The organism is Cellulomonas sp. S1-8, assembly GCF_026184235.1.
Lineage (GTDB): Bacteria > Actinomycetota > Actinomycetes > Actinomycetales > Cellulomonadaceae > Cellulomonas.
The window spans coordinates 1616508-1636846 of the sequence record NZ_CP110806.1; the positions used below are offsets into that span (position 1 = coordinate 1616508).

Consider the following 20339-nt stretch of genomic DNA (forward strand, 5'->3'; position numbering starts at 1 on the left):
TGCCGCGCATGAGCGGTGGAGCGTCGGACGGGCCTGGTGCCGCGGTCGTGCACGTGCACCTCGGCGGGCAGCCTGTGCTGAACGATCCCGAGGTGCTCCAGCGCCGGGCCAGATCGGGCGAGGTCGTGCGGGTGCGGCGTGGCACCTACGTGGACGCCGAGGCGTGGCGTGGTCTGGACGACCGCGCCCGGCAGGTCGTCCGGGTCCGGGCCGTCCTCGCAGCGGCATCCGCACCGCCGGTGTTCTCGCACTGGTCGGCCGCGGCGGTTCTGGGGCTGCCGGTCGTCGGCCGTCGCGACGAGGCGGTGCACGTCGTCCAGGGCTCTGCCGGCGGCGGGCGGTCGCACGGCGACGTCGTCCGGCACGCTGTCGGCGGCGGCGCCGACACCACGGTGGTCGACGGGATCCGGGTCACGTCCGCAGCACGGACCGTCGTCGACCTCGCGCGGGTGGGAGGGGTCGTCGCCGGCGTGGTGGCCGCCGACGCCGCTGTGCGGCGGGGCCTGACGGATGTCGAGGAGCTGCGAGCCGAGGTCGCGGTCGTCGCACGCGGGCGAGGCGTTCGCGCCGCGCGCTGGACCACCGGGCTCGTGGACCCACGCTCCGAGTCGCCCGGAGAATCGCTGAGCCGCGTGCGCATGGCCGAGCTCGGCCTGCCGGCGCCCGTGCTCCAGCACGAGGTGCGCGACCGGTACGGCTTCGTCGGCAGGGTGGACTTCTGGTGGCCGGAGCAGGGCGTGGTGGGGGAGTTCGACGGGCGCGTGAAGTACGGCTCCGACGCGCCGGACGTGCTGTGGGCGGAGAAGCTGCGCGAGGACAGGCTGCGTGCGGCCGGCCTGGCCGTGGCGCGGTGGACCTGGCCCGACGCGTGGGCCGGCGAGCCCATGGCGGCGCGGCTGCGCGCAGCGGGCGTCCGCTGAATGCGTCCGCCTCGAGCGCGGTACTGAACGGTCGACCGCGGTACTCGTTCGTACCGCGCTCGGCAGTGGAGTACAGCGTTCGGCGGTGGGGGGCACGGTGGGGGGAGGGGGGTGGGTTCGGAGGGTGGGTGGGGGCGCACGTAGGGTCGTGGCATGGTGAATGCGGGTGGGTCGGGTGCGGGGGTCGCCGTGGGTACGGGTACGGGTGGGGTGCGGGGGGACGGGCGGCGGGCCGACGAGCTGCGGCCCGTGACGATCACGCGGCGCTTCCTCGACGCGGGCGAGGGGTCGGTGCTCGTCGAGTTCGGCGGGACGAAGGTGCTCTGCGTGGCGTCCTTCACCGAGGGGGTGCCGCGCTGGCGCAAGGGCTCGGGCGAGGGCTGGGTGACCGCCGAGTACGCGATGCTGCCGCGCGCCACGAACAGCCGGTCGGACCGTGAGTCGGTGCGCGGCAAGGTCGGCGGGCGCACGCACGAGATCTCGCGCCTGATCGGACGCTCGCTGCGGGCCGTCATCGACGTCGCCGCGCTCGGCGAGAACACCGTGGTCCTCGACTGCGACGTGCTGCAGGCCGACGGCGGCACCCGGACGGCCGCCATCACCGGGGCGTACGTGGCCCTCGCGGACGCGGTCGCGTGGGCGACGTCGCAGCGGCTCGTCAAGCCCGGCCGCCAGGTGCTGCGCGACTCCGTGGCCGCGGTCAGCGTCGGCATCGTCGACGGCGTGCCGGTGCTCGACCTGCCGTACCCCGAGGACGTCCGCGCCGAGACCGACATGAACGTCGTCACCACGGGTTCGGGCACGTTCGTCGAGGTCCAGGGCACGGCCGAGCACGCGCCGTTCGACCGCGCCGAGCTCGACGCCCTCCTCGACCTCGCGCTCGCGGGCACGGCGCAGCTCGCGGCGCTCCAGGCGGCGGTGCTGGCGGCACCCGCGGGCGACGGCAGCGCGACGCGCTCGACCGGCCCGGCGGGCCCCGGGTCCGCGCCGTGACGGGTCGCTCCGGCGTCGTCGTGCCGCCGGGGGCCCGCCTCGTGCTGGCCACGCACAACGCGCACAAGGTCGGGGAGCTGCGCGCGATCCTCGCGCCCGCGCTGCCCGGGCTGGACGCCGCGGCCGTCGTCGGTGCGGGCGACGTGCATGCACCCGAGCCCGTCGAGGACGGCGTCACCTTCGAGGAGAACGCGCTGATCAAGGCCCGCGCGCTCGCTGCGGCGACCGGCCTGCCCGCGGTCGCCGACGACTCGGGCCTGAGCGTCGACGTCCTGGGCGGTGCGCCCGGCATCTTCTCCGCGCGGTGGGCGGGCCGGCACGGCGACGACGCCGCGAACCTGGCCCTGCTCCTCGCCCAGCTCGCCGACGTCGGCCCCGCCCACCGCGGGGCGCGGTTCGTCTGCGCGGCCGCGCTCGTGACGCCGGACGGCGCGGAGCACGTCACCGTGGGGACGCTCGAGGGCACGCTGGCGGCCGCGCCGCGCGGTGCGCACGGCTTCGGCTACGACCCCGTGCTCGTCCCCCTCGGCGACACGCGCACGTGCGCCGAGCTCACCGGCGAGCAGAAGAACGCGATCAGCCACCGCGGCCAGGCCTTCCGTGCCCTGGCGCCGCACCTCGTGGCGGCGCTGCGGGCATGAGCGCGTCCGGTGCCACCCGGCCCGGCGACGTCCAGCTGGTCGCCGAGGGCGTGACGTTCGGCTACCCCGGCCGGCCGGTGCTCGACGGGCTGGACCTCACCGTCTCCCCGGGCGACCGCATCGGGCTCGTCGGGGAGAACGGGGCCGGCAAGTCGACCCTGCTGGGCGTCCTCGCGGGCCGGCTCCACCCGCAGGGCGGCCGGGTCCGGCGCCACGGCACGCTCGCGGTCGTCGAGCAGGACCTCGCGGTCGCGGACGACGACACGATCGGGACGCTCCGGCAGGCCACGGGTGCGGCGACCCGTGCCGCGGCGGCGGACCTGCAGGCCGCGATCGACGGGTTCGACCACGACGGCGGTGACGTGGCGGCGCTGTCGCTGGCCATCGCGCAGTACGAGCACCTCGCGGCGTGGGACGTCGACCGGCGGGTCGACGAGGGTCTGTCGCGGCTGCACGCCCCGCGGGACCCGGACCGACGCCTCGCCGAACTGAGCGTGGGGGAGCGGTACCGGGTGCGCCTCGCGTGCCGGCTCGCCGAGCGCGCGGACCTGCTGCTGCTCGACGAGCCGACCAACCACCTGGACGCCGGCGGCGTGGAGCACCTCACCGGGCAGCTGCGGACCTGGACGGGCGGGCTCGTCATCGTCACGCACGACCGTCGCCTGCTCGACGACGTCATGACGGCGATCCTCGACCTCGACCCGTCGATGGACGGCCGGCCCGTCCTCTACGGTGCCGCGCGCTACGCGGACTACCGGTTCGCGCGTGACCAGATGCTGCGCCGGTGGCGCGCCCGCTACCGCGCCGAGCGCAAGCGGGCGCGCGTCCTGGCGCAACGGCTCGACGCATCGTACGAGGGCCTGTCCGACGAGTGGCGGCCACCGAAGGGGTCGAACCCGCACCGGCGCGCGACCCGTGCGCGGCAGCACGTCAAGGCGGCCGACCGGCTCGTCCAGCAGCTCGAGGCGCAGGCGGTCGACGTGCCGGTGCCGCCGCCGGCCCTGCGGTTCCCGGACCTGCCGTCGGTGCCACCGGACTACGCGGGCGGTCCGCTGGTCGAGGTGCGCGGACCGCGCGTGGCCGGGCGGCTGGACCTGCCGGGCCGTCGGGTCGAGGTGATGCCGGCGGGTCGCCTGCTCGTGACGGGCGCGAACGGCGCGGGTAAGTCGACGCTGCTGGCGGCGCTCGTCGGGACGGTCGGCCTGGACCGGGGGACGCGTGCGCTCACGCCGGGGGTCCGGCTCGGCGTCCTCGCGCAGGAGGGCCCGGGGGAGCGTGTGGCCCCGCCCGACGGTGCGTCACCGACGGCGTTCGACGCGTACGCGCGGCACGCCCTGGACCTGCTCGACGCGGGCGCGCTCGACCCCGACGCGCTGGTGCCCGTGGCCGCGCTCGGCCTGATGACCGAGGACGACCTGGACCGGCCGCTGCGCGAGCTGTCCGTCGGGCAGCGCCGGCGGTTCGACCTGGCCTGCGCGCTGCTCGCGGCGCCGCACGTGCTGGTGCTCGACGAGCCGACGAACCACCTGTCGGTCGGGCTGGTGGACGAGCTGACCGTCGCGCTGCGTGCGACGTCGGCGGCCGTCGTCGTCGCGACGCACGACCGCCGGCTGCGGGCGGACCTCGCCGACTGGCCCCACCTGGACCTGGGCGGCTGACGAGACCCGCGTCAGCGGGCCGCCGTCACGGCAGGCGACCGACCCACGCCATGGCCTGCCGCAGGATCAGCCCCTGGCCGCCGTTCATCTCGACCTGGACGGCCTCGGTGCACGCCTCCTCGGGTGTGAGCCAGGCGAGGTCGAGCGCGTCCTGCTGGGGCCGGCAGTCACCGGAGACCGGCACGACGTACGCGAGGGACACGGCGTGCTGGCGGGGGTCGTGGTACGGCGTGACCCCCGGTGTCGGGAAGTACTCGGCGACCGTGAACGGCTGCGGGGACGCCGGGACCTGGGGGAGGGCCACGGGGCCCAGGTCCTTCTCGATGTGCCGCAGCAGGGCGTCGCGCACCCGCTCGTGGTACATGACGCGGCCCGAGACGAGCGCGCGCGACATGACGCCCTCGCGCGTCGCGCGCAGCAGCAGACCGACGGCGACGACGTCGCCGGACTCGTCGACGCGGACCGGCACCGCGTCGACGTACAGGATCGGCAGCTGCGTGCGGGCGGTCGCGATCTGCTCGGGCGAGAGCCAGCCGGCGGGTCGCTCGGGGCGCGGGGGGTAATCGGCGGACGCGGTCACGGTGCAGTTCTACCCCGTCCGCGCCCGTGCCGCGCGCACCGCCTCGCGGGCGGACGCGCGAGGGGAATACCTCCGGGCGGCCGGGTGCTGTACGCGTCGAACCCTGCAGGATGGAGAGAGACACGATGGCCACCACCACGCTGACCGCCGGCACCATCGCCGAGACGATCAAGGACAACGACATCGTCCTGGTCGACTTCTGGGCGTCCTGGTGCGGCCCGTGCCGCCAGTTCGGCCCCGTCTTCGAGGCGTCGAGCGACAAGCACCCCGAGGTCGTGCACGCGAAGGTCGACACCGAGGCCGAGCAGCAGCTCGCCGCGGAGCTGCAGATCACGTCGATCCCGACGCTGATGGCGTTCCGTGACGGCGTGCTGGTGTTCAACCAGGCCGGCGCCCTGCCCGCGCCCTCGCTCGAGCAGGTCCTGACGGCCGTCAAGGAGCTCGACATGGACGACGTCCGCGCCAAGATCGCGGAGCGTCAGTCGCAGATCTGAAGCGTTTTGTCACGGGTCGTCCACCTCTGGGTGGGCGACCCGTTACGCGCGATTTGCCTGCCGGAAACCCGGTGTTACGGTGGTGTGAGATCGCTCTCATCGCAGCGCGGCCAACGGGGGTCGTGCGGGGATCGGTCTCGGTGAGCGGCAACGGAGCCGCGTACCGGTAGTGCGGTGGTGCCTCCGCGCAAGCAGCGCGGAAGCCGGCCACCTGGGGGCTTCACACATGCAACCAACACCCCGGGCCCTTCACGGGTCCCTGTCCCTTCCTGCCCTGAACCCGGTCGCAGCACCGGGTCTGCGACGACGGGTGGCCGCCGGTGCGGCGCTCGCACTCCTCGTCGCCGGTGCGCTGGTCGTCGTCCCACGGGACGCCGCCACCGCAGCCGAGGGGATCGTCGACGTCGGCGCCGGTGGCTATGCGGCGACCCCCGTCGGTCCGACCCCCGAGGGCTGCGACTCGATCGAGGCCGACCCCCGCGCGGCCCTGACCGACGACGCGCCGCAGGGTCCGCTGCCCACCAACGACTGGTGGTCCTCGTTGCTCTACAAGCGGCTCGACTGCCGCATGAGCGAACCGCTGCACGCCCACCCGGCGTCGTACCAGCCGACGCCCGCGGGCCTCGGCCTGTCGACTCCTCGGGTGCCCACGATCTCGGGCACGCCCGGCGGGATCGGCGAGTTCCACTACATGTACGAGCAGGACGTGCTCGTCGGCGTCGCGGGCCTGGACGCACCGACCGTGCAGGTCGCGGGCTGGACCGACTGGACGGTGACGCCGTTCTGGACCGACGGGACGCGCTCGCTGCGCGCGACGATCGGGCACGGCCTGCCGACGTCCTGGTACCACCTCGAGGGTGGCGACGCGCTCCTCACGTCGAGCCACGACGTGAGCGTGTGGTCCGACGACGGGGCCACGCTCGGCTTCACGGCCAACGGGCACGACTACGCCGCCTTCGCGCCCACGGGCTCGACGTGGCAGGTCTCCGGCTCGACGATGCGCTCGTCGCTCGCCGGTGAGGGCTACCTGGCCGTCACCGCGCTCGCGACGGCTGAGGACGCGACCGACGCGGACCGCGCCGAGGCGCTCGCGGCCGTCGCCGGCTCGGCGTTCGCCGAGGTCACCAGCACGGTGGCGGACTACGAGTACGACGCCGCCGACGGGGTCGTGCGCACGACGTACCAGGTCGGGACGACGCCGCTCGAGGGTGACGCCGACGGCGCGGTCGTCGCGCTGTACCCGCACCAGCAGCGGTACGTGACGGACGTCGAGGGCGTCGAGCTCGACACGACGTACGTGAGCCCGCGCGGCAGCATGACCGCGTACGCGGGGACGACGTCGTTCACGACGACCACGCCGTTCACGGGCATCCTGCCCGAGATCCCGGCCGTCGCGACGTCGACCGGCACCGCCCGCGAGACGCTCGACGGGCTCCTCGCGGAGGCCGCGGCCGACCCGATGCCGATCCTGCGGGGCGACACCTACTGGACCGGCAAGGCCCTGGGCCGCGCCACCCGCATCGTGGAGATCGCCGACCAGCTCGGTGAGTCGACGGTGCGCGACGAGACCCTGGCCCACGTCCGGGACACCCTCACGGAGTGGTTCACCGCGACGCCCGGCAAGGCCGACCAGGTCTTCGCGTACGACGAGCGCTGGGGCACCCTCATCGGGTACCCGGCCTCGTACGGCTCGGACACCGAGCTCAACGACCACCACTTCCACTACGGGTACTTCATCGCGGCCGCGGCGACGCTCGCGCGCTTCGACCCCGAGTGGGCCTCCGACGAGCAGTACGGCGGCATGGTGGACCTGCTGATCCGGGACGCCAACAACTACGACCGCGACGAGACCCTGTTCCCCTACATGCGGGACTTCGACATCTACGCCGGCCACGACTGGGCGTCGGGTCACGGGGCCTTCTTCGCCGGCAACAACCAGGAGTCCAGCTCCGAGGGCCAGAACTTCGCCGGGGCGCTCGTCCAGTGGGGCGAGGCGACCGGGGACACGGCCGTGCGCGACGCGGGCGCGTACCTCTACGCGACGCAGGCGGCCGCGATCCAGGAGTACTGGTTCGACCAGGCGGAGGCGATCCCCGACGGCTTCGGCCACTCGACCCTCGGCATGGTGTGGGGCGACGGCGGGACGTACTCGACGTGGTTCTCCGCCGACCCGGAGATGATCCAGGGCATCAACACCCTGCCGATCACGGGGTCGCACCTGTACCTCGGGCTGCGTCCCGACGACGTGGTGTCGAACTACGCCGAGCTCGTGAGGGCCAACGGCGGGCAGCCGACCGTCTGGCAGGACCTGCTGTGGAGCTATCTCGCGCTCGGCGACGGCGAGGAGGCGCTGCGGCTGCTGCAGGCCAACCCCGGCTACGCGGTCGAGGAGGGCGAGTCGCGGGTGCACACGTACCACTGGATCGCCAACCTCGCGGCGCTCGGCACGCTGGACACCAGCGTGCACGGGTCGAGCCCGCTGTCCGCGGTGTTCGTCAAGGACGGTGAGCGCACGTACGTCGCGGCGAACGTGTCCGCCTCCGAGCGCACCGTGCGCTTCAGCGACGGCACCGAGCTCGTCGTCCCGGCGGGCAAGACCGTCACCACGGGCGCCTACACCTGGTCCGGTGGCGGCGCGCAGGGCGGACCGGACCCGACGTCGTCCCCGACGCCGACGCCGACCCCGACGCCGAGCGTGAGCCCGACGCCGACCCCGACGCCGAGCACCAGCCCGACGCCGACCCCGACGCCGAGCGTGAGCCCGACGCCGACCCCGACGCCGACGCCGAGCGTGAGCCCGACGCCGACCCCGACGCCGAGCACCAGCCCGACGCCGACCCCGACCCCGACCGTCACCCCGGACCCGACCGAGGGGCTCGACCTGGCCTTCGGTCCTGACGGGACCCTCGTGCCGGCCCCCGGCGCCGACGGCTCGTTCGAGGTGGCGCCCTCGCGGGGCGTCGACACGGCGGCGGAGCCGCCCGGTGCACTCGTCTTCCAGGCCACCGGCCTGACGGCGAGCGCCACCGGGGGGACCACCGCGTTCGACATCGCGCTGGACGCCGGCAACCGCCTCGGCAACGGCACACGGCTGTCCGTCCAGTACGACCTGACGGGCGACGGCACGTGGGACCGCGTCGAGGTGTACCGGTACTTCGCGACCGACCCGATCCCGGGCGCCGAGAGGTACACGCAGGCCGTGGGCCTCGACCGGGCCACCGGGACGTTGGGTGACCTGCGCGGTGGCACCGTGCGCGTCGCGCTGTGGAACGCGATCGGCAGCAGTGCGTCGACCGTGCTGACGGGAGACTCCGTGCTGGAGCTGCCGTTCGACTGACACCGGGCACGACAGCGGGGCCGGGGTGCACGCGCACCCCGGCCCCGCTGTCGTTCGTGCGAGAGGCGGGAGTCGAACCCGCACGCCCTTGCGGGCACCAGGACCTAAACCTGGCGTGGCTGCCGTTTCACCACTCCCGCGCGCTCCGAGTCTGGCACGTCGGCCGGACCCGGGCGGGGCGTCAGTCGATGCCCAGGTCGCGTCGCAGCTTGGCGACGTGGCCCGTGGCGCGCACGTTGTACTGGGCCAGGGCGACGGTGCCGTCCGGGTCGACGACCACGGTCGAGCGGATCACGCCGGTGTACGTGCGGCCGTAGTTGGTCTTCTCGCCCCACGCGCCCCAGGCCTCGAGCACCGCGTGGTCGGGGTCGGACAGCAGGGGGAACGTGAGGCCCTCGTCCTGGGCGAACGTGGTGAGCCGGTCCAGCGGGTCGGGGGACACACCGAGGACGGTGTACCCCGCCCCCGTCAGGGACGCGAGCGAGTCGCGGAAGTCGCACGCCTGCGTCGTGCAGCCGGGCGTCCCGGCGGCCGGGTAGAAGTAGACGACGACCGAGCGACCACGCAGGTCCTGCAGGGACACGGGGTCGCCGGTGGTGCTCGGGAGCGTGAGGTCGGGCGCGGTGTCACCGACGGCGAGGCGGGGCACGGTTCACTCCTGCGGGTCGGGGCTGGGGACGACGAGCGCCAGCCTAGATCGCGTCGGGGTAGCGTCGGCCTCGTGAGTGCACCGAGCGAGACACACCGGGCGGGTGCGGGGCGCGACCTTCCCCTGCGGATGCTCAACGACCGCCTCCTGGTCGAGCTGGACGCGGACGCGGCCGAGCGTCGCACCGGGACCGGCATCCTCATCCCCGCGACGGCCGCGATGGGCAAGCGCCTGGCGTGGGCGAGCGTCGTCGCGGCCGGCCAGCACGTCCGGCAGGTGGAGGTCGGGGACCGCGTGCTCTTCGACCCCGAGGACCGTGCCGAGGTCGAGCTGGCGGGCACCACGTACCTGCTGCTGCGGGAGAAGGACGTGCACGGCGTCGCCGACCCGCGCGTCGGGGGAGCGGGCACCGGCCTGTACCTGTGAGCGGCCACGTCCGGGTGCCCGACGACGCCACGGCCGGAGCGGGCACCGGACCGCAAGGTGTGGTCCGATGACAGGGTCGGGGGTGAAGCCGCTCCCGCGGGAGACGAAGGAGGACCGTGGACGAGCACCCGGCGACGGCCGATGACGACGGACCCGACGTCGACGGTGCACCGCCGACCGACGGGCCGACGACCGGTGAGTCGGCGACCGCCGAGCCCACGGCCGACACGCCCCCCGCCCTGCCGACGGATGCGGACCCGGACGCCGACCAGGACGCGGAGGCCGTCCGGCACGCGGAGGAGCTGCTGGCCGAGCACGTCCCGCTGACGCTGCTCGTCGACCTGCTGCGGCCCTCCGGTGAGACGTCGGACGAGCTGCTGGCCGCCGAGGGGCTCCCGGAGGACCGGTGGTGGGAGCAGCCGACCGAGGCGGACACCGACGGTGCGTGAGCGTGGTCACACCCGGTCGCGGGGTGCGGCATCGGGTTCGCACCTGCCCCGCAGATCCTGCTAATCTCGTCCAGCCGCGCGCCTCTAGCTCAACTGGCAGAGCAGCTGACTCTTAATCAGCGGGTTCCGGGTTCGAGTCCCGGGGGGCGTACCAGCCACGAAGCCCCGTCAGGTCCGTCCTGACGGGGCTTCGTCGTGTCCCGTCACGGACACGCCGACGCTCTGCTCGCCAGGCGTTCGCACGCACCACGCGCCACCATGGGCGTGACCGGGGCGGACGGAGGAGCGATGGGCGACGTGGTGGACGACGGCGACAGTGTGGACGACGGCCACGTGGTGGACGAGTACGACGTGGTGGTCCTGGGTGCCGGTGCGGTGGGCGAGAACGTCGCCGACCGCGCGTCGCGCACCGGGCTGAGCGTCGCGGTGGTGGAGTCCGCGCTGGTCGGCGGGGAGTGCTCGTACTGGGCGTGCATGCCGTCGAAGGCGTTGCTGCGCCCGGGCGACGTCCTGTCCGCTGCGCGTGCGGTGCCCGGGGCGGACGGTGCGGTCGACGGCGCGCTGGACGTCGCCGCGGTGCTCGCGCGCCGTGACGAGGTCGCCGCCCACTGGGACGACGCCGGTCAGGTCGCGTGGGTCGAGGGTGCGGGGTTGACGCTGCTGCGCGGCCACGCCCGGTTCACCGGGCCGCGGACCCTCGTCGTGGAGTCGGCGGACGGCGGGAGCCGGGCCGTCCGTGCGCGTCGGGCCGTGGTCGTCACGACGGGGTCGGCCGCGGTCGTGCCCGGGACCTTCGCGGACGTGCGTCCCTGGACCAGCCGCGAGGCGACCTCGGCCCACACGGTGCCCCACCGGCTCGCCGTGGTCGGCGGCGGCGTCGTCGCGACCGAGATGGCGACCGCGTTCGCCGACCTGGGCAGCGAGGTCACCGTGCTGGTGCGGGGGAGCGGGCTGCTGCCGTCGGCCGAGCCCTTCGCGGGCGAGGCCGTGGCCCGCGCCCTGGTGGACCGCGGCGTCCGGGTCGCGTTCGGTGCGTCGGTCGTCTCGGCGACGCGCGACGACGACGGCGTGCACCTGGTGGTCGAGCACCGACCGGTGACGGACGGCCGGACCGGCGAGCTCGCACCGGAGCGGATGCTGGTCGACGAGGTGCTGGTGGCCACGGGGCGGCGGCCGGCGACCGAGGACCTCGGCCTTGAGACGCTGGGCCTGCAGCCCGGTGACGCCCTGACCGTCGACGACCGGTTGCAGGTGTCCGGCGTCGACGGCGGCTGGCTGTTCGCGGCCGGTGACGTCACGGGCCGCACGGCGACCACCCACCAGGGCAAGTACGACGCGCGCGTCGTGGGGGACGTGGTCGCGGCGCGGTTCGACCCCCGCGCGGACGCGGCAGGCGACGCCACCGACCCCCCAGGGGGCGTCCCACGCGGTCTGTCGCGGGCGGGCGAGGCGTCGGCGGAGCCGTGGAGCCGGTACCGGGCGACGGCGGACGCGGCCGCGGTGCCGCAGGTGGTGTTCACCCGGCCGCAGGTCGCCTGGGTCGGCCGGACGCAGGACCAGGCGCAGCAGGACGGGCTCGACGTCGAGGTGGTCACCTACGACCTCGGCGGTCTGGCGGCGGCGAGCATCACGGCCGTCGGGTACGCGGGGCGCGCCCAGCTCGTGATCGACACCGCACGGGACGTGGTCGTCGGGGCCACCTTCGTGGGCCCTGACGTCGCGGACATGCTGCATGCCGCGACGATCGCCGTCGTGGGCGAGGTGCCGCTGTCACGGCTGTGGCACGCGGTGCCCTCGTACCCCACGCTGAGCGAGGTGTGGCTGCGGCTGCTGGAGGCGGCCGGTCGGTGACCGGCCGCCCCCGGTGCTACGGGAGTCGGTCGCCGGTCGCCGTCAGTCGCCGGTCGCGAGAGAGCCGTCCGACGACGTGACCAGGCCGAGGGCCGCGTCGCCGTAGCGCACGGCCTCGCCGATGAGCGCGAAGTCGTAGGACTTGAACTCGCTGATCGTCAGCCCGTACGTCTCCTCGAGGCCGATCTGGCAGAACGGGCGCTCGGGGCACTCGGGCGGGCCGGCGAGGATCACGCCCCCGCAGGCGGCCGCGAGGTCGGACAGCGTGGTCAGCTCGTGCTCCTGCGCGAACTCCGCGGTGACGGCGAACGCGTTCTGGTCCTGCGCGGCCGACGCCGCACCGACGACGAGCCCGCTGGCCTCGGCCAGGGGGGTCAGCGCCGCGACCGTCTCGTCCACGTCGCTGGAGACGACGGGCTCCGCGTCGGCCCCGTTGGCCTGCGAGTTCAGGAACGTCGCGAGCGTGGCGGCGTACTCCGGCACCGCCGCGAGCTCGCCCGACTGCAGCGCGGGCAGGTACGTCTCGCGCGCGCCGATCGTCTGCGCCTGAGCGTCGAACCCCGCGCTGCGCAGCACCTGCGCGTAGATCTCGGCGAGGGTGATGCTCTCCGAGAAGTTCGCGGCGCCGACGGTCAGGCTCGTGCCGGCCCCCACGGTCGCGTCGGTGGCGGCCAGGCCCTCGTCGGTGACGAACTGCGCCGCGACCTCGCTGGACGTGCGACGGTCGACGTCGACGGCCTTGTTGAGCGTGATGAGCAGGTCGGTGTCGAGCGCGGCGGAGACGGTGTCGAGCAGCTCGATGACGACGGGGTGGTCGGCGGCGACCTGCGCGTTGACCGCCGGGATGATGTTGTCGGCGTTCTGCAGGCCCTGGTCGTCCTCGAGGACGACCAGGCTCTCGCCGGCGACGGGCTCGCACGCCGGCATGCCGGACGAGCCGGTGGGCTCGGACTCCGCCTGGCCGCCGCCCGAGCCGGGCGTGCCGCAGGCGGTCAGGGCGAGGGTCGCTGCGGCGAGGACGCCGAGCAAGCGGGTGCGCGGGCTGGTGCGCATCGGGTGTCTCCTGTCATGGGTGCGACGCCGGGGAGGTGCGGCGAGGGGAGTGGCCGGCCGCGCGAGCGGTCGACCGGAGGTCAGGGCGACGCCGCGGACCCATTCGATCCGTCCCGACCCGCGGCGGCAACCCGAACGGGTCGGGGGCGTCGGGCGTCGGCCCGCTCGTCGGCCGTCGCGGCGTGCCCGCGGCGACGCAACCCGGGTGGGGTCACGACGCGCTCGAGGATCGCGAGCACGCCCTCGACCAGCAGGCACAGGCCGGCGACGAGGAGCCCCCCGGCCAGCGCCTTGCCGTACCGCTGCGTCGCGAACCCGGTGACGACGATCGTCCCCAGGCTCGTCCCCCCGACGAGGGCCGCGAGCGGGACCGTCGCGAGGACCTGCACGGCACCGGTGCGGATGCCGGCGGCGATCAGGGGCAGCGCGAGCGGGACCTCGACGGTCCACAGTGCGCGGGTGCCGGACATCCCGAGGCCGCGTGCGGCGTCGCGCACGTCAGGGTCGACACCGCCGACGCCCGTGACGGCGTTCGCCAGGATCGGGGGGACGGCGAAGACGGCGCACGCCAGCGCGGTGGCCGTGTTGCCGAACCAGCCGGACGCGGCGAGGAGGGTGAGCAGCGCGAGCGTGGGCAGTGCCCGGGTCGTGTTGGCGACGACCACGCCGACCGTGGCGCCGCGCCCGCGGTGCCCGAGCCACAGCCCGACGGGCAGTGCGACGACCAGCGCGATCGCGACGGCGACCGCCGAGATCTCGAGGTGCGTGCGCGTCAGCGCGAGGACGCCCTGGCGCCCGGTCCAGTTGAGCGGGTCGTTGAGCCACGCGAGGGCCTCCGTCAGGATGTCCACGCGGACTCCTCCTGCGGTGGTGCCGACGCCCGGCGCGAGCCGGACGCGCGCTGCCACGGCGTGAGGAGGCGTCCGACCAGCGCGAGGGCGAGGTCCGCGACGAGCGCGAGCAGCAGGCAGAGCACCGTGGCCGTCATCACCTCGGCGTGGTAGTTGCTCCGGAAGCCGCGGAACATCAGCTGCCCGAGCCCGCCGTAGCCCACGACGACGCCGACGGTGACGAGCGCGACCGTGCTGACGGTGGCGAGCCGCAGGCCGGCGACGACCGCGGGGACCGCCTGCGGGAGCTCCACGCCGACGAGCATGCGCAGCCTCCCGTAGCCCATGCCGCGTGCGGCGTCCCGCACGGCCGGGTCGACGCCCTGCAGCCCCACGAGGACGTTGCGGACCAGCACGAGCAGCGCGTACACGACGAGCCCGATGAGCACCGTGGTGCGTCCGATGCCCGTCGCGGGCGCGAGCACGGCGAAGAGCGCGAGCGACGGGATCGTGTACAGCACGCCCGTGGTCGCCAGCACGGGGCCGGCGAGCCGCGGACGCAGGTGCGCGAGCGCCGCCAGCGGCAGGGCGACGACGAGCGCGATGAGCACGGCCTGGACCGTCAGCGACGCGTGCTGCTCGGTGTAGCGCAGCACGTCGGCCCCGTTGCGCTCGAGGTAGTCCCACGAGAACCACGGGTTGGCGGCGGCCGCGACCGGTCCAGACGGCATGCGCCCGAACCTACTGACCCCCTGTGACACCCGCGCGCCGAGCGCGCCACGTGTCGTGCCCCAGGAGGAGCCGCCCCGCGGACGGCGTGGGCCTCGCCGCGCGCGTGTCGGTGGCGGGCGATAGCGTCCGTGACCGTGACGAGGTCCGAGCCGGGAGACGCGCCGGCAGCCGAGCCCGGGCGGCCGGGGCCCGTCCGCGCGAGCGACGGCACGACCCTCGACACGACCGTCGAAGCGGACAGCACGACCGGCGTCGCGATCCGCTTCGACGCCGTGCGCAAGGAGTACGCGGGCGCCGTGGCGGTCGACGACCTGAGCCTGGCCGTCCGCGAGCACGAGCTCCTGGTGCTCGTCGGACCGTCCGGGTGCGGCAAGTCGACGACGCTGCGGATGGCCAACCGGCTCGTCGAGCCGACCGCCGGCCGCATCGTGCTGGGCGACGAGGACGTCACCGACGTCGACCCCGTCGCGCTGCGCCGCCGGATCGGCTACGTCATCCAGAACGTCGGCCTGTTCCCGCACCGCACGGTCGCGCAGAACGTCGCCACCGTGCCCGGTCTGTTGGGCTGGGACCGCCGGCGCACCCGCGACCGCGTGGCCGAGCTGCTCACGCTCGTCGGCCTCGACCCGGGTCGGTACGCCGCGCGCTGGCCCCACGAGCTGTCCGGCGGCGAGCGCCAGCGCGTCGGCGTCGCCCGCGCGCTGGCCACCGACCCTCCCGTCCTGCTCATGGACGAGCCGTTCGGCGCGGTCGACCCCGTCGGTCGCGCTCGCCTCCAGCAGGAGTTCATCCGGCTGCAGCGTGACCTGGGCACGACCGTGATGATGGTCACGCACGACATCGACGAGGCGGTGCGCATGGCCGACCGCGTCGTCGTGCTGAGCGGCGGGGCCCGTGTCGAGCAGCTCGCGCCGCCGCTGGAGATCGTGGCGCGTCCGGCGACGGACGCGGTCGCCGACCTCGTCGGGCGCGGGCGCACGGCACGCCTGCTCGCGCTCGGTCGGCTCGAGCCGGCCGACCTCGACGACCTGACGGACCGGCCCGACGCACCGGGTGCGTCCGGCGAGCGGCGAGGCGACGGCGTGCCCGGTGCGCTGCGGCTCGGCATGGAGCTGGGCGACGTGGTCGCCGCCCTGACCGACGTCGCCGCCGCGCCGACGGGCGGCACGCTGCCCGTCCTCGACGCGTCCGGTCGCGTCGTGGGGACGGCCTCCGCGCAGAGCGTCGTCCGGGCGCTGCACCGCCTCACCGCGGACCCCGCACGCGTCTGACGGCGCCGGCCCGGGACCGTCCGGCCGCAGCGCCGCCGTCGGGACGTCTGCGCGTCACACGGGCGGAGCGTGGCCGTCACACACCCTGGGTACAGTGCCAGGCGTGAGCGACTCCTCCGCACGTCTCGTCCTGGCCACCTGCGCGCAGCTGCCGGACCTGGACCAGGACGACCTGCCGCTGCGGGCCGCGCTCGTCGAGCGTGGCGTCCCCACCGACGTCGCGGTGTGGGACGACCCGACGGTGGACTGGTCCGCCTACCCGCACGTGCTGATCCGGTCCACGTGGGACTACACGGACCGGCCGACCCAGTTCGCGGACTGGACGCGTCGCGTGGAGCGCTCCTCGACGCTGCTCAACCCGGCCGACGTCGTCGCGTGGAACATCGACAAGACGTACCTGCGCGACCTCGAGCAGCGGGGCATCCCCATCGTCCCGACGATCTGGCTCGACCCCGAGCGCAACCTCGACGCCCGCGCGATCCACACCCGGTTCCCGGCGTTCGGCGACTTCGTGATCAAGCCCACCGTCAGTGCCGGTTCGCGCGACACCGGGCGGTACGACGCCGGGCAGACCCCGTCGCGCTCGCTCGCGATCACCCACGCCAAGAACCTGCTGGCGGTGGGCCGCCGCGTGATGCTGCAGCGGTACCTCACGCAGGTCGACACTCAGGGCGAGACCGCGCTGGTGTACGTCGACGGCGAGTTCAGCCACGCGGTCCGCAAGGAGCCGCTGCTCGAGGGTCCGTACCGCGCGGGCGAGACGGGGGGCGCGCTCTTCCGCGAGCGCGTGCTGGCGGCGCGCGACGCGACGGAGCAGGAGCGCGCGCTGGGTGACCTGGTCGTCGCGGAGCTCGGCAAGGTCTTCCCCGACCGGGCGCCGCTGCTCTACACGCGCGTCGACCTCATCCCCGACGACGAGAGCCGACCGGTGGTCCTCGAGGTCGAGCTCGCCGAGCCGGCGATGTTCTTCGAGCACGCACCGGGTGCCGTCGAGCGGTTCGCGGACGCGGTGCTCGCGCGGCTGTGACGCGTGCCGCACCTCCCGACCCGGCCGTCGGGCCGTATGCGTGACGTCGCGCCCCGCGGTAGCCGCTACACTCGTCGTCGGCCCGGCGCTCGCGTCGGACCAGGTGCTGCAGGACCGTTCCCTCGGGAACGCGGTCCGTCGGCATCGCGGTGGCTATAGCTCAGCCTGGTAGAGCACCTGGTTGTGGTCCAGGGGGTCGCGGGTTCAAGTCCCGTTAGCCACCCCAGCAGGAGCAGGACGAGCACAGGGCGCCGACCGTCACGGTCGGCGCCCTGTGTCGTCCACGTCGTCCGTCACGGCGGCGGCCACGGCGCGACGGCCCCGCTGCGGTCACGCTCCGGGCAGCACACCCCGCTTGACGCTCGTCGCGACGACCTCCGCGGCGATCCTGCGCGCCTGGCCCGAGTCGGGGCCCGGGGCGGCGGGCAGCAGCGCGGCCCGGTAGTAGCGCAGCTCGTCGATGCTCTCGAGGATGTCGGCGAGCGCCCGGTGCCCGCCCTTCTTCTCGGGTGCCGCGAAGTAGACGCGGGGGTACCAGCGGCGCGCGAGCTCCTTGATCGACGACACGTCGACGATCCGGTAGTGCAGGTGGCCGACCAGGCCCGGCATGTCGCGGTCGAGGAACGCCTTGTCCGTGCCGACGGAGTTGCCGGCCAGGGGCGCGCGGCCGGCGTCGGGGACCCACGTGCGCACGTAGGCGAGCACCTGCGCCTCGGCGTCCGCCAGGCTCACGCCGTGCTCGAGGGCGGGCAGCAGCCCCGACGTCGTGTGCATGGTCCGCACGAAGTCGCCCATCTGCGCCAGCGCCTCCGGCGGCGGGGCCACGACGACGTCGACGCCCTCGCCGAGGACGTTGAGCTCGGAGTCCGTGACCACCGCGGCGACCTCGACCAGGGCGTCGTGGACCAGGTCCAGGCCGGTCATCTCGCAGTCCACCCACACGATGCGGTCGGCGCTCGTGTGGGAGGAGCCGCCCGTGGGGGCGGCGGTCGCGGTGGTGGCCAGGGCGTCGTCGGCGGTGCTCGTCACGTCGACAGACTAGGACGCGGCGGGGTCACAGGTCGTCGCGGGGCGTCGGTCGGCGCGTCCCGGGAGGGTCGGTGCCGGCGGGTGGCAGCGGTTCCGGCGGCGCGGGCATGGTGGCGGCCATCGCGGTCGCGGCGACGACGAGCACGGCGGCGGCCGCCCCGAGCGCGCGGGACGCCTCCCACGACGTGCCGGCCCAGCGGGTCGCCCCCAGCACGACCGCGCCGGCGAGAGCCCCCAGCGCCAGCCGTCCCAGCCAGCGCAGGGCGACCTGGCCGGTGCGTGCGTACCAGGGTGCCGTCGGGGGTGCCGTCCCGCCGTCGTGCCGGCCCATCACGGACGACGCCCGCCCGCGGCGCGGGCGCGGCGGGCGGGCGTGAGCACGGGGTCATGGTGCCACGGGTCAGGTCGTCGGTGCCCACCGCGGCCGGGCGGCCACGGCACGGTCGCCGACGCGGGACGGGGTCGGATCCGGTGGGCGGCCGTGGGCGTCGTCGCGGGGTCTGCCGTCGTGCTCGCGCACGTGCTGCTGAGTCGACCGGCGCAGGAGCGCGACCTGGTCCTGCCGGTGGGCCTCGTAGGTGCTCAGGGGGTGCATGGTGTGCTCCAGGTGGGCATGGCGGGACCCACCCCGGGCGGGGTGCGTCTCGTGGTGGTGGGGTGACTCCACTGCACCAGAGCGGTGGTGCCCGTGTCATCCCATTTCGGGCGACCCGGGACGTCGTGGCAAGATGCCAGGCGTCCGGGGGCGGGTCCCCGTCGACGCAGCGCGCTGGAGGTGCCGTGCAGTCGCGAGAGCCCTCGGCCACGGGCAGCACGGGCGCCGTCGTCGCGTCGTCGTCGGACGTGCCCGGTGACGTGCCACCGGACGACGAGCCGACCGAGCCGTCGGAGCCGACCGAGCCGGCCGAGCCGTCGGAAACGACCGAGCCGATCGAGCCGTCGGAACCGACCGAGCCGGCCGAGCCGTCGGAACCGACCGAGCTGGCCGCTCTCGAGCCGGGGACGGGGACCTCGCGCACCGACCGGGCGCGCGCCCTCGCGCGGACCTGGGCGCTGCCCGCCGGTGTGGGTCTGCTCGTCGCGGCGCTCTACACCGTGTACTCGCTGGCGCAGTGGCGCGCGTTCGTCGTCCGCTCGTGGGACCTCGGGATCTTCACGCAGCTCGCGTCGCGGTACGCCGGGTTCGAGGCGCCGATCGTGCACATCAAGGGCCCGGAGTTCCACCTGCTGGGGGACCACTTCCACCCGCTGCTCGCGCTCCTCGGCCCGGTGTACGCGGTGTTCCCGCACGCGTTCACGCTGCTCGTCGTGCAGAACGTGCTGCTCGGTCTCGCCGCGGCGGTCGTCACGTGGGCGGCCGTGCCGCTGCTCGGGCGGGTCGTGGGCGGGCTCGTCGGCGTCGCGTTCGGCCTGAGCTGGGGTCTGCAGTACGCGGTCGAGGCGCAGTTCCACGAGATCGCGTTCGCCGTGCCGCTGCTCGCGATCGCCCTCGCGGCGACGTTGCGGGAGCGCTGGCGCTGGGCCGTCGTCGCCGGTGCGCTGCTCGTCCTGGTCAAGGAGGACCTGGGCCTGACGACGGCGGTGCTGGGCGTCGTGCTCGCGTGGCGTTCCCGCCGTCCCGCGATGCTGTGGCTGACGGCGTGGGGCGTCGGCGGGTTCCTGCTCGCCACGCGCGTCGTGCTCCCGTGGCTGAACCCGGACGGGGAGTGGGCCTACGGGTCGCGGCTGGACCTGGCCGCCGCGCTGTCGGACCCCCTCGCGCTGTACGCGCCCGCCAAGGGCTACACGGTGTGGCTCCTGGTGATCGTGACGGGTGCGATCTCCTTGCGCTCACCGTTCGTGCTGGTCGCGGCGCCGACGCTGGCCTGGCGGTTCCTGTCGGCGGAGCCCGGCTACTGGGAGCCGACCTGGCACTACAGCGCCGTGCTGCTGCCCGTGGCGTACCTCGCGATGCTCGACGGCATCGACCGCGCCCGCCGGGGACGCGTGCGCTGGCTGCGCCGGTACAGCCGGTACGCGCCGGTCGTCGGGCTGACGGCCTCGCTCATGCTGCTGCCGCAGCTGCCGCTGTGGCAGCTGACCAACCCCGGCTGGCACTTCGGTGCCCCGCGCGCGCAGGCGGCGCACGACACCCTGGCGGTCATCCCCGACGGGGCCGTCGTCGAGACCGACGTCGGCCTCATGTCCTACCTCGTCGACCGCACGGACGTGTACTACCTCGGCAACGACAACCCCGTCCCGGACTACCTGCTCATCGACCGGCAGGCCGGCGGGACGCCGCAGGAGTGGGGCGACGTGCTGCAGGTCGCCGAGCTCCTGCACCCGGGCGTCCCGTTCGAGGTCGTGCACGTGCAGGACGGGTACGAGGTGGCGCGGTCCGTCGGCGACGACTGACGACG

20 protein-coding genes and 3 tRNA genes are annotated in these 20339 nt (G+C 74.7%); 14 read left to right on the forward strand and 9 right to left on the reverse strand.

Annotated elements, in window-relative coordinates; all coding sequences use genetic code 11:
• The first annotated feature begins 8 nt into the window (after positions 1-8).
• From OKX07_RS07200 to OKX07_RS07215, 4 genes are all read left to right on the forward strand, one after another.
• Positions 9-920 carry a type IV toxin-antitoxin system AbiEi family antitoxin domain-containing protein gene (locus OKX07_RS07200; protein ID WP_265631153.1) on the forward strand — a complete coding sequence of 304 codons (912 nt, stop codon included), beginning with the start codon at positions 9-11 and terminating at the stop codon, positions 918-920.
• A gap of 153 nt (positions 921-1073) precedes the next feature.
• The gene (gene rph / locus OKX07_RS07205) at positions 1074-1913 is read left to right on the forward strand and encodes a ribonuclease PH (protein ID WP_265631154.1); all 840 of its coding nucleotides are present in this window, start codon (positions 1074-1076) and stop codon (positions 1911-1913) included.
• Positions 1910-2554 carry an RdgB/HAM1 family non-canonical purine NTP pyrophosphatase gene (gene rdgB, locus OKX07_RS07210; RefSeq protein ID WP_265631155.1) on the forward strand — a complete coding sequence of 215 codons (645 nt, stop codon included), beginning with the start codon at positions 1910-1912 and terminating at the stop codon, positions 2552-2554. Before rph ends, rdgB begins: the two co-directional genes overlap by 4 nt.
• Positions 2551-4212, forward strand: coding sequence for an ABC-F family ATP-binding cassette domain-containing protein (locus OKX07_RS07215; RefSeq protein WP_265631156.1), 1662 nt, complete (start codon positions 2551-2553; stop codon positions 4210-4212). The genes rdgB and OKX07_RS07215 overlap by 4 nt, the downstream gene beginning before the upstream one ends.
• 25 nt (positions 4213-4237) lie before the next feature.
• Here the strand turns inward: OKX07_RS07215 and OKX07_RS07220 are convergent, their stop codons facing one another.
• Positions 4238-4792, reverse strand: coding sequence for an NUDIX hydrolase family protein (locus OKX07_RS07220; RefSeq protein ID WP_265631157.1), 555 nt, complete (start codon positions 4790-4792; stop codon positions 4238-4240).
• Positions 4793-4917: 125 nt separating this feature from the next.
• Here OKX07_RS07220 and trxA point away from each other — a divergent pair, with 125 nt between their 5' ends.
• The gene (gene trxA, locus OKX07_RS07225) at positions 4918-5286 is read left to right on the forward strand and encodes a thioredoxin (protein ID WP_265631158.1); all 369 of its coding nucleotides are present in this window, start codon (positions 4918-4920) and stop codon (positions 5284-5286) included.
• A 310-nt stretch (positions 5287-5596) separates the two neighbouring features.
• On the forward strand, positions 5597-8623 hold the full coding sequence (locus tag OKX07_RS07230; protein WP_265631159.1) for a glycosyl hydrolase: 3027 nt from the start codon (positions 5597-5599) through the stop codon (positions 8621-8623).
• Between the two features lie 57 nt (positions 8624-8680).
• Here the strand turns inward: OKX07_RS07230 and OKX07_RS07235 are convergent.
• Both OKX07_RS07235 and bcp read right to left on the reverse strand, forming a co-directional pair.
• A tRNA-Leu gene (locus OKX07_RS07235) sits at positions 8681-8763 on the reverse strand.
• Between the two features lie 41 nt (positions 8764-8804).
• On the reverse strand, positions 8805-9272 hold the full coding sequence (gene bcp / locus OKX07_RS07240) for a thioredoxin-dependent thiol peroxidase (protein WP_265631160.1): 468 nt from the start codon (positions 9270-9272) through the stop codon (positions 8805-8807).
• Between the two features lie 129 nt (positions 9273-9401).
• Between bcp and OKX07_RS07245 the strand changes: the two genes are divergently transcribed.
• The 4 genes from OKX07_RS07245 to OKX07_RS07260 all read left to right on the forward strand — a co-directional run bounded on the left by OKX07_RS07245 (position 9402) and on the right by OKX07_RS07260 (position 11998).
• Entirely contained in the window at positions 9402-9698 is a 297-nt protein-coding gene (locus OKX07_RS07245; protein ID WP_265631845.1) for a GroES family chaperonin, read from the forward strand.
• Positions 9699-9814: 116 nt separating this feature from the next.
• On the forward strand, positions 9815-10147 hold the full coding sequence (locus tag OKX07_RS07250) for a hypothetical protein (RefSeq protein ID WP_265631161.1): 333 nt from the start codon (positions 9815-9817) through the stop codon (positions 10145-10147).
• A gap of 78 nt (positions 10148-10225) precedes the next feature.
• Positions 10226-10301 (forward strand) — tRNA-Lys (locus OKX07_RS07255).
• A 134-nt stretch (positions 10302-10435) separates the two neighbouring features.
• The gene (locus OKX07_RS07260; RefSeq protein WP_265631162.1) at positions 10436-11998 is read left to right on the forward strand and encodes a dihydrolipoyl dehydrogenase family protein; all 1563 of its coding nucleotides are present in this window, start codon (positions 10436-10438) and stop codon (positions 11996-11998) included.
• 42 nt (positions 11999-12040) lie between these two features.
• On the opposite strand, the gene OKX07_RS07265 is transcribed toward OKX07_RS07260, so the two are convergent.
• The 3 genes from OKX07_RS07265 to OKX07_RS07275 form a co-directional block, all read right to left on the reverse strand.
• Entirely contained in the window at positions 12041-13051 is a 1011-nt protein-coding gene (locus tag OKX07_RS07265; protein WP_265631163.1) for a glycine betaine ABC transporter substrate-binding protein, read from the reverse strand.
• 80 nt (positions 13052-13131) lie between these two features.
• Positions 13132-13902 (reverse strand): ABC transporter permease, encoded by a 771-nt coding sequence (locus OKX07_RS07270; protein WP_265631164.1) that lies wholly within the window; start codon positions 13900-13902, stop codon positions 13132-13134.
• Positions 13890-14612: an ABC transporter permease gene (locus tag OKX07_RS07275; RefSeq protein WP_265631165.1), complete on the reverse strand. Its 723-nt coding sequence runs from the start codon at positions 14610-14612 to the stop codon at positions 13890-13892. Before OKX07_RS07275 ends, OKX07_RS07270 begins: the two co-directional genes overlap by 13 nt.
• Before the next feature lie 258 nt (positions 14613-14870).
• Here OKX07_RS07275 and OKX07_RS07280 point away from each other — a divergent pair, with 258 nt between their 5' ends.
• From OKX07_RS07280 to OKX07_RS07290, 3 genes are all read left to right on the forward strand, one after another.
• Positions 14871-15884: an ABC transporter ATP-binding protein gene (locus tag OKX07_RS07280; protein ID WP_265631846.1), complete on the forward strand. Its 1014-nt coding sequence runs from the start codon at positions 14871-14873 to the stop codon at positions 15882-15884.
• Between the two features lie 103 nt (positions 15885-15987).
• Entirely contained in the window at positions 15988-16911 is a 924-nt protein-coding gene (locus OKX07_RS07285; RefSeq protein WP_416220841.1) for an ATP-grasp domain-containing protein, read from the forward strand.
• Between the two features lie 149 nt (positions 16912-17060).
• A tRNA-His gene (locus OKX07_RS07290) sits at positions 17061-17137 on the forward strand.
• 104 nt (positions 17138-17241) lie between these two features.
• Here the strand turns inward: OKX07_RS07290 and orn are convergent.
• The 3 genes from orn to OKX07_RS07305 all read right to left on the reverse strand — a co-directional run bounded on the left by orn (position 17242) and on the right by OKX07_RS07305 (position 18535).
• The gene (orn, locus tag OKX07_RS07295) at positions 17242-17835 is read right to left on the reverse strand and encodes an oligoribonuclease (protein WP_416220864.1); all 594 of its coding nucleotides are present in this window, start codon (positions 17833-17835) and stop codon (positions 17242-17244) included.
• A 130-nt stretch (positions 17836-17965) separates the two neighbouring features.
• Entirely contained in the window at positions 17966-18271 is a 306-nt protein-coding gene (locus OKX07_RS07300) for a hypothetical protein (RefSeq protein ID WP_265631167.1), read from the reverse strand.
• Between the two features lie 69 nt (positions 18272-18340).
• A complete protein-coding gene (locus OKX07_RS07305; RefSeq protein ID WP_265631168.1) occupies positions 18341-18535 on the reverse strand; it encodes a hypothetical protein in 195 nt (64 codons plus the stop codon).
• 185 nt (positions 18536-18720) lie between these two features.
• Between OKX07_RS07305 and OKX07_RS07310 the strand changes: the two genes are divergently transcribed.
• A complete protein-coding gene (locus OKX07_RS07310) occupies positions 18721-20334 on the forward strand; it encodes a DUF2079 domain-containing protein (protein ID WP_265631169.1) in 1614 nt (537 codons plus the stop codon).
• Positions 20335-20339: the final 5 nt, after the last annotated feature.

Excerpts from the sequence above, each read along its gene's own strand:
- OKX07_RS07200 (WP_265631153.1), top strand. The coding sequence starts at position 9 with ATGAGCGGTGGAGCGTCGGACGGGCCTGGTGCCGCGGTCGTGCACGTG.
- orn (WP_416220864.1), bottom strand. The coding sequence starts at position 17,835 with ATGACCGGCCTGGACCTGGTCCACGACGCCCTGGTCGAGGTCGCCGCG.
- OKX07_RS07305 (WP_265631168.1), bottom strand. The coding sequence starts at position 18,535 with ATGCACCCCCTGAGCACCTACGAGGCCCACCGGCAGGACCAGGTCGCG.
- OKX07_RS07215 (WP_265631156.1), top strand. The coding sequence starts at position 2,551 with ATGAGCGCGTCCGGTGCCACCCGGCCCGGCGACGTCCAGCTGGTCGCC.
- OKX07_RS07245 (WP_265631845.1), top strand. The coding sequence starts at position 9,402 with ATGCTCAACGACCGCCTCCTGGTCGAGCTGGACGCGGACGCGGCCGAG.
- OKX07_RS07275 (WP_265631165.1), bottom strand. The coding sequence starts at position 14,612 with ATGCCGTCTGGACCGGTCGCGGCCGCCGCCAACCCGTGGTTCTCGTGG.
- OKX07_RS07260 (WP_265631162.1), top strand. The coding sequence starts at position 10,436 with ATGGGCGACGTGGTGGACGACGGCGACAGTGTGGACGACGGCCACGTG.
- trxA (WP_265631158.1), top strand. The coding sequence starts at position 4,918 with ATGGCCACCACCACGCTGACCGCCGGCACCATCGCCGAGACGATCAAG.
- OKX07_RS07300 (WP_265631167.1), bottom strand. The coding sequence starts at position 18,271 with ATGGGCCGGCACGACGGCGGGACGGCACCCCCGACGGCACCCTGGTAC.
- rph (WP_265631154.1), top strand. The coding sequence starts at position 1,074 with ATGGTGAATGCGGGTGGGTCGGGTGCGGGGGTCGCCGTGGGTACGGGT.
- OKX07_RS07265 (WP_265631163.1), bottom strand. The coding sequence starts at position 13,051 with ATGCGCACCAGCCCGCGCACCCGCTTGCTCGGCGTCCTCGCCGCAGCG.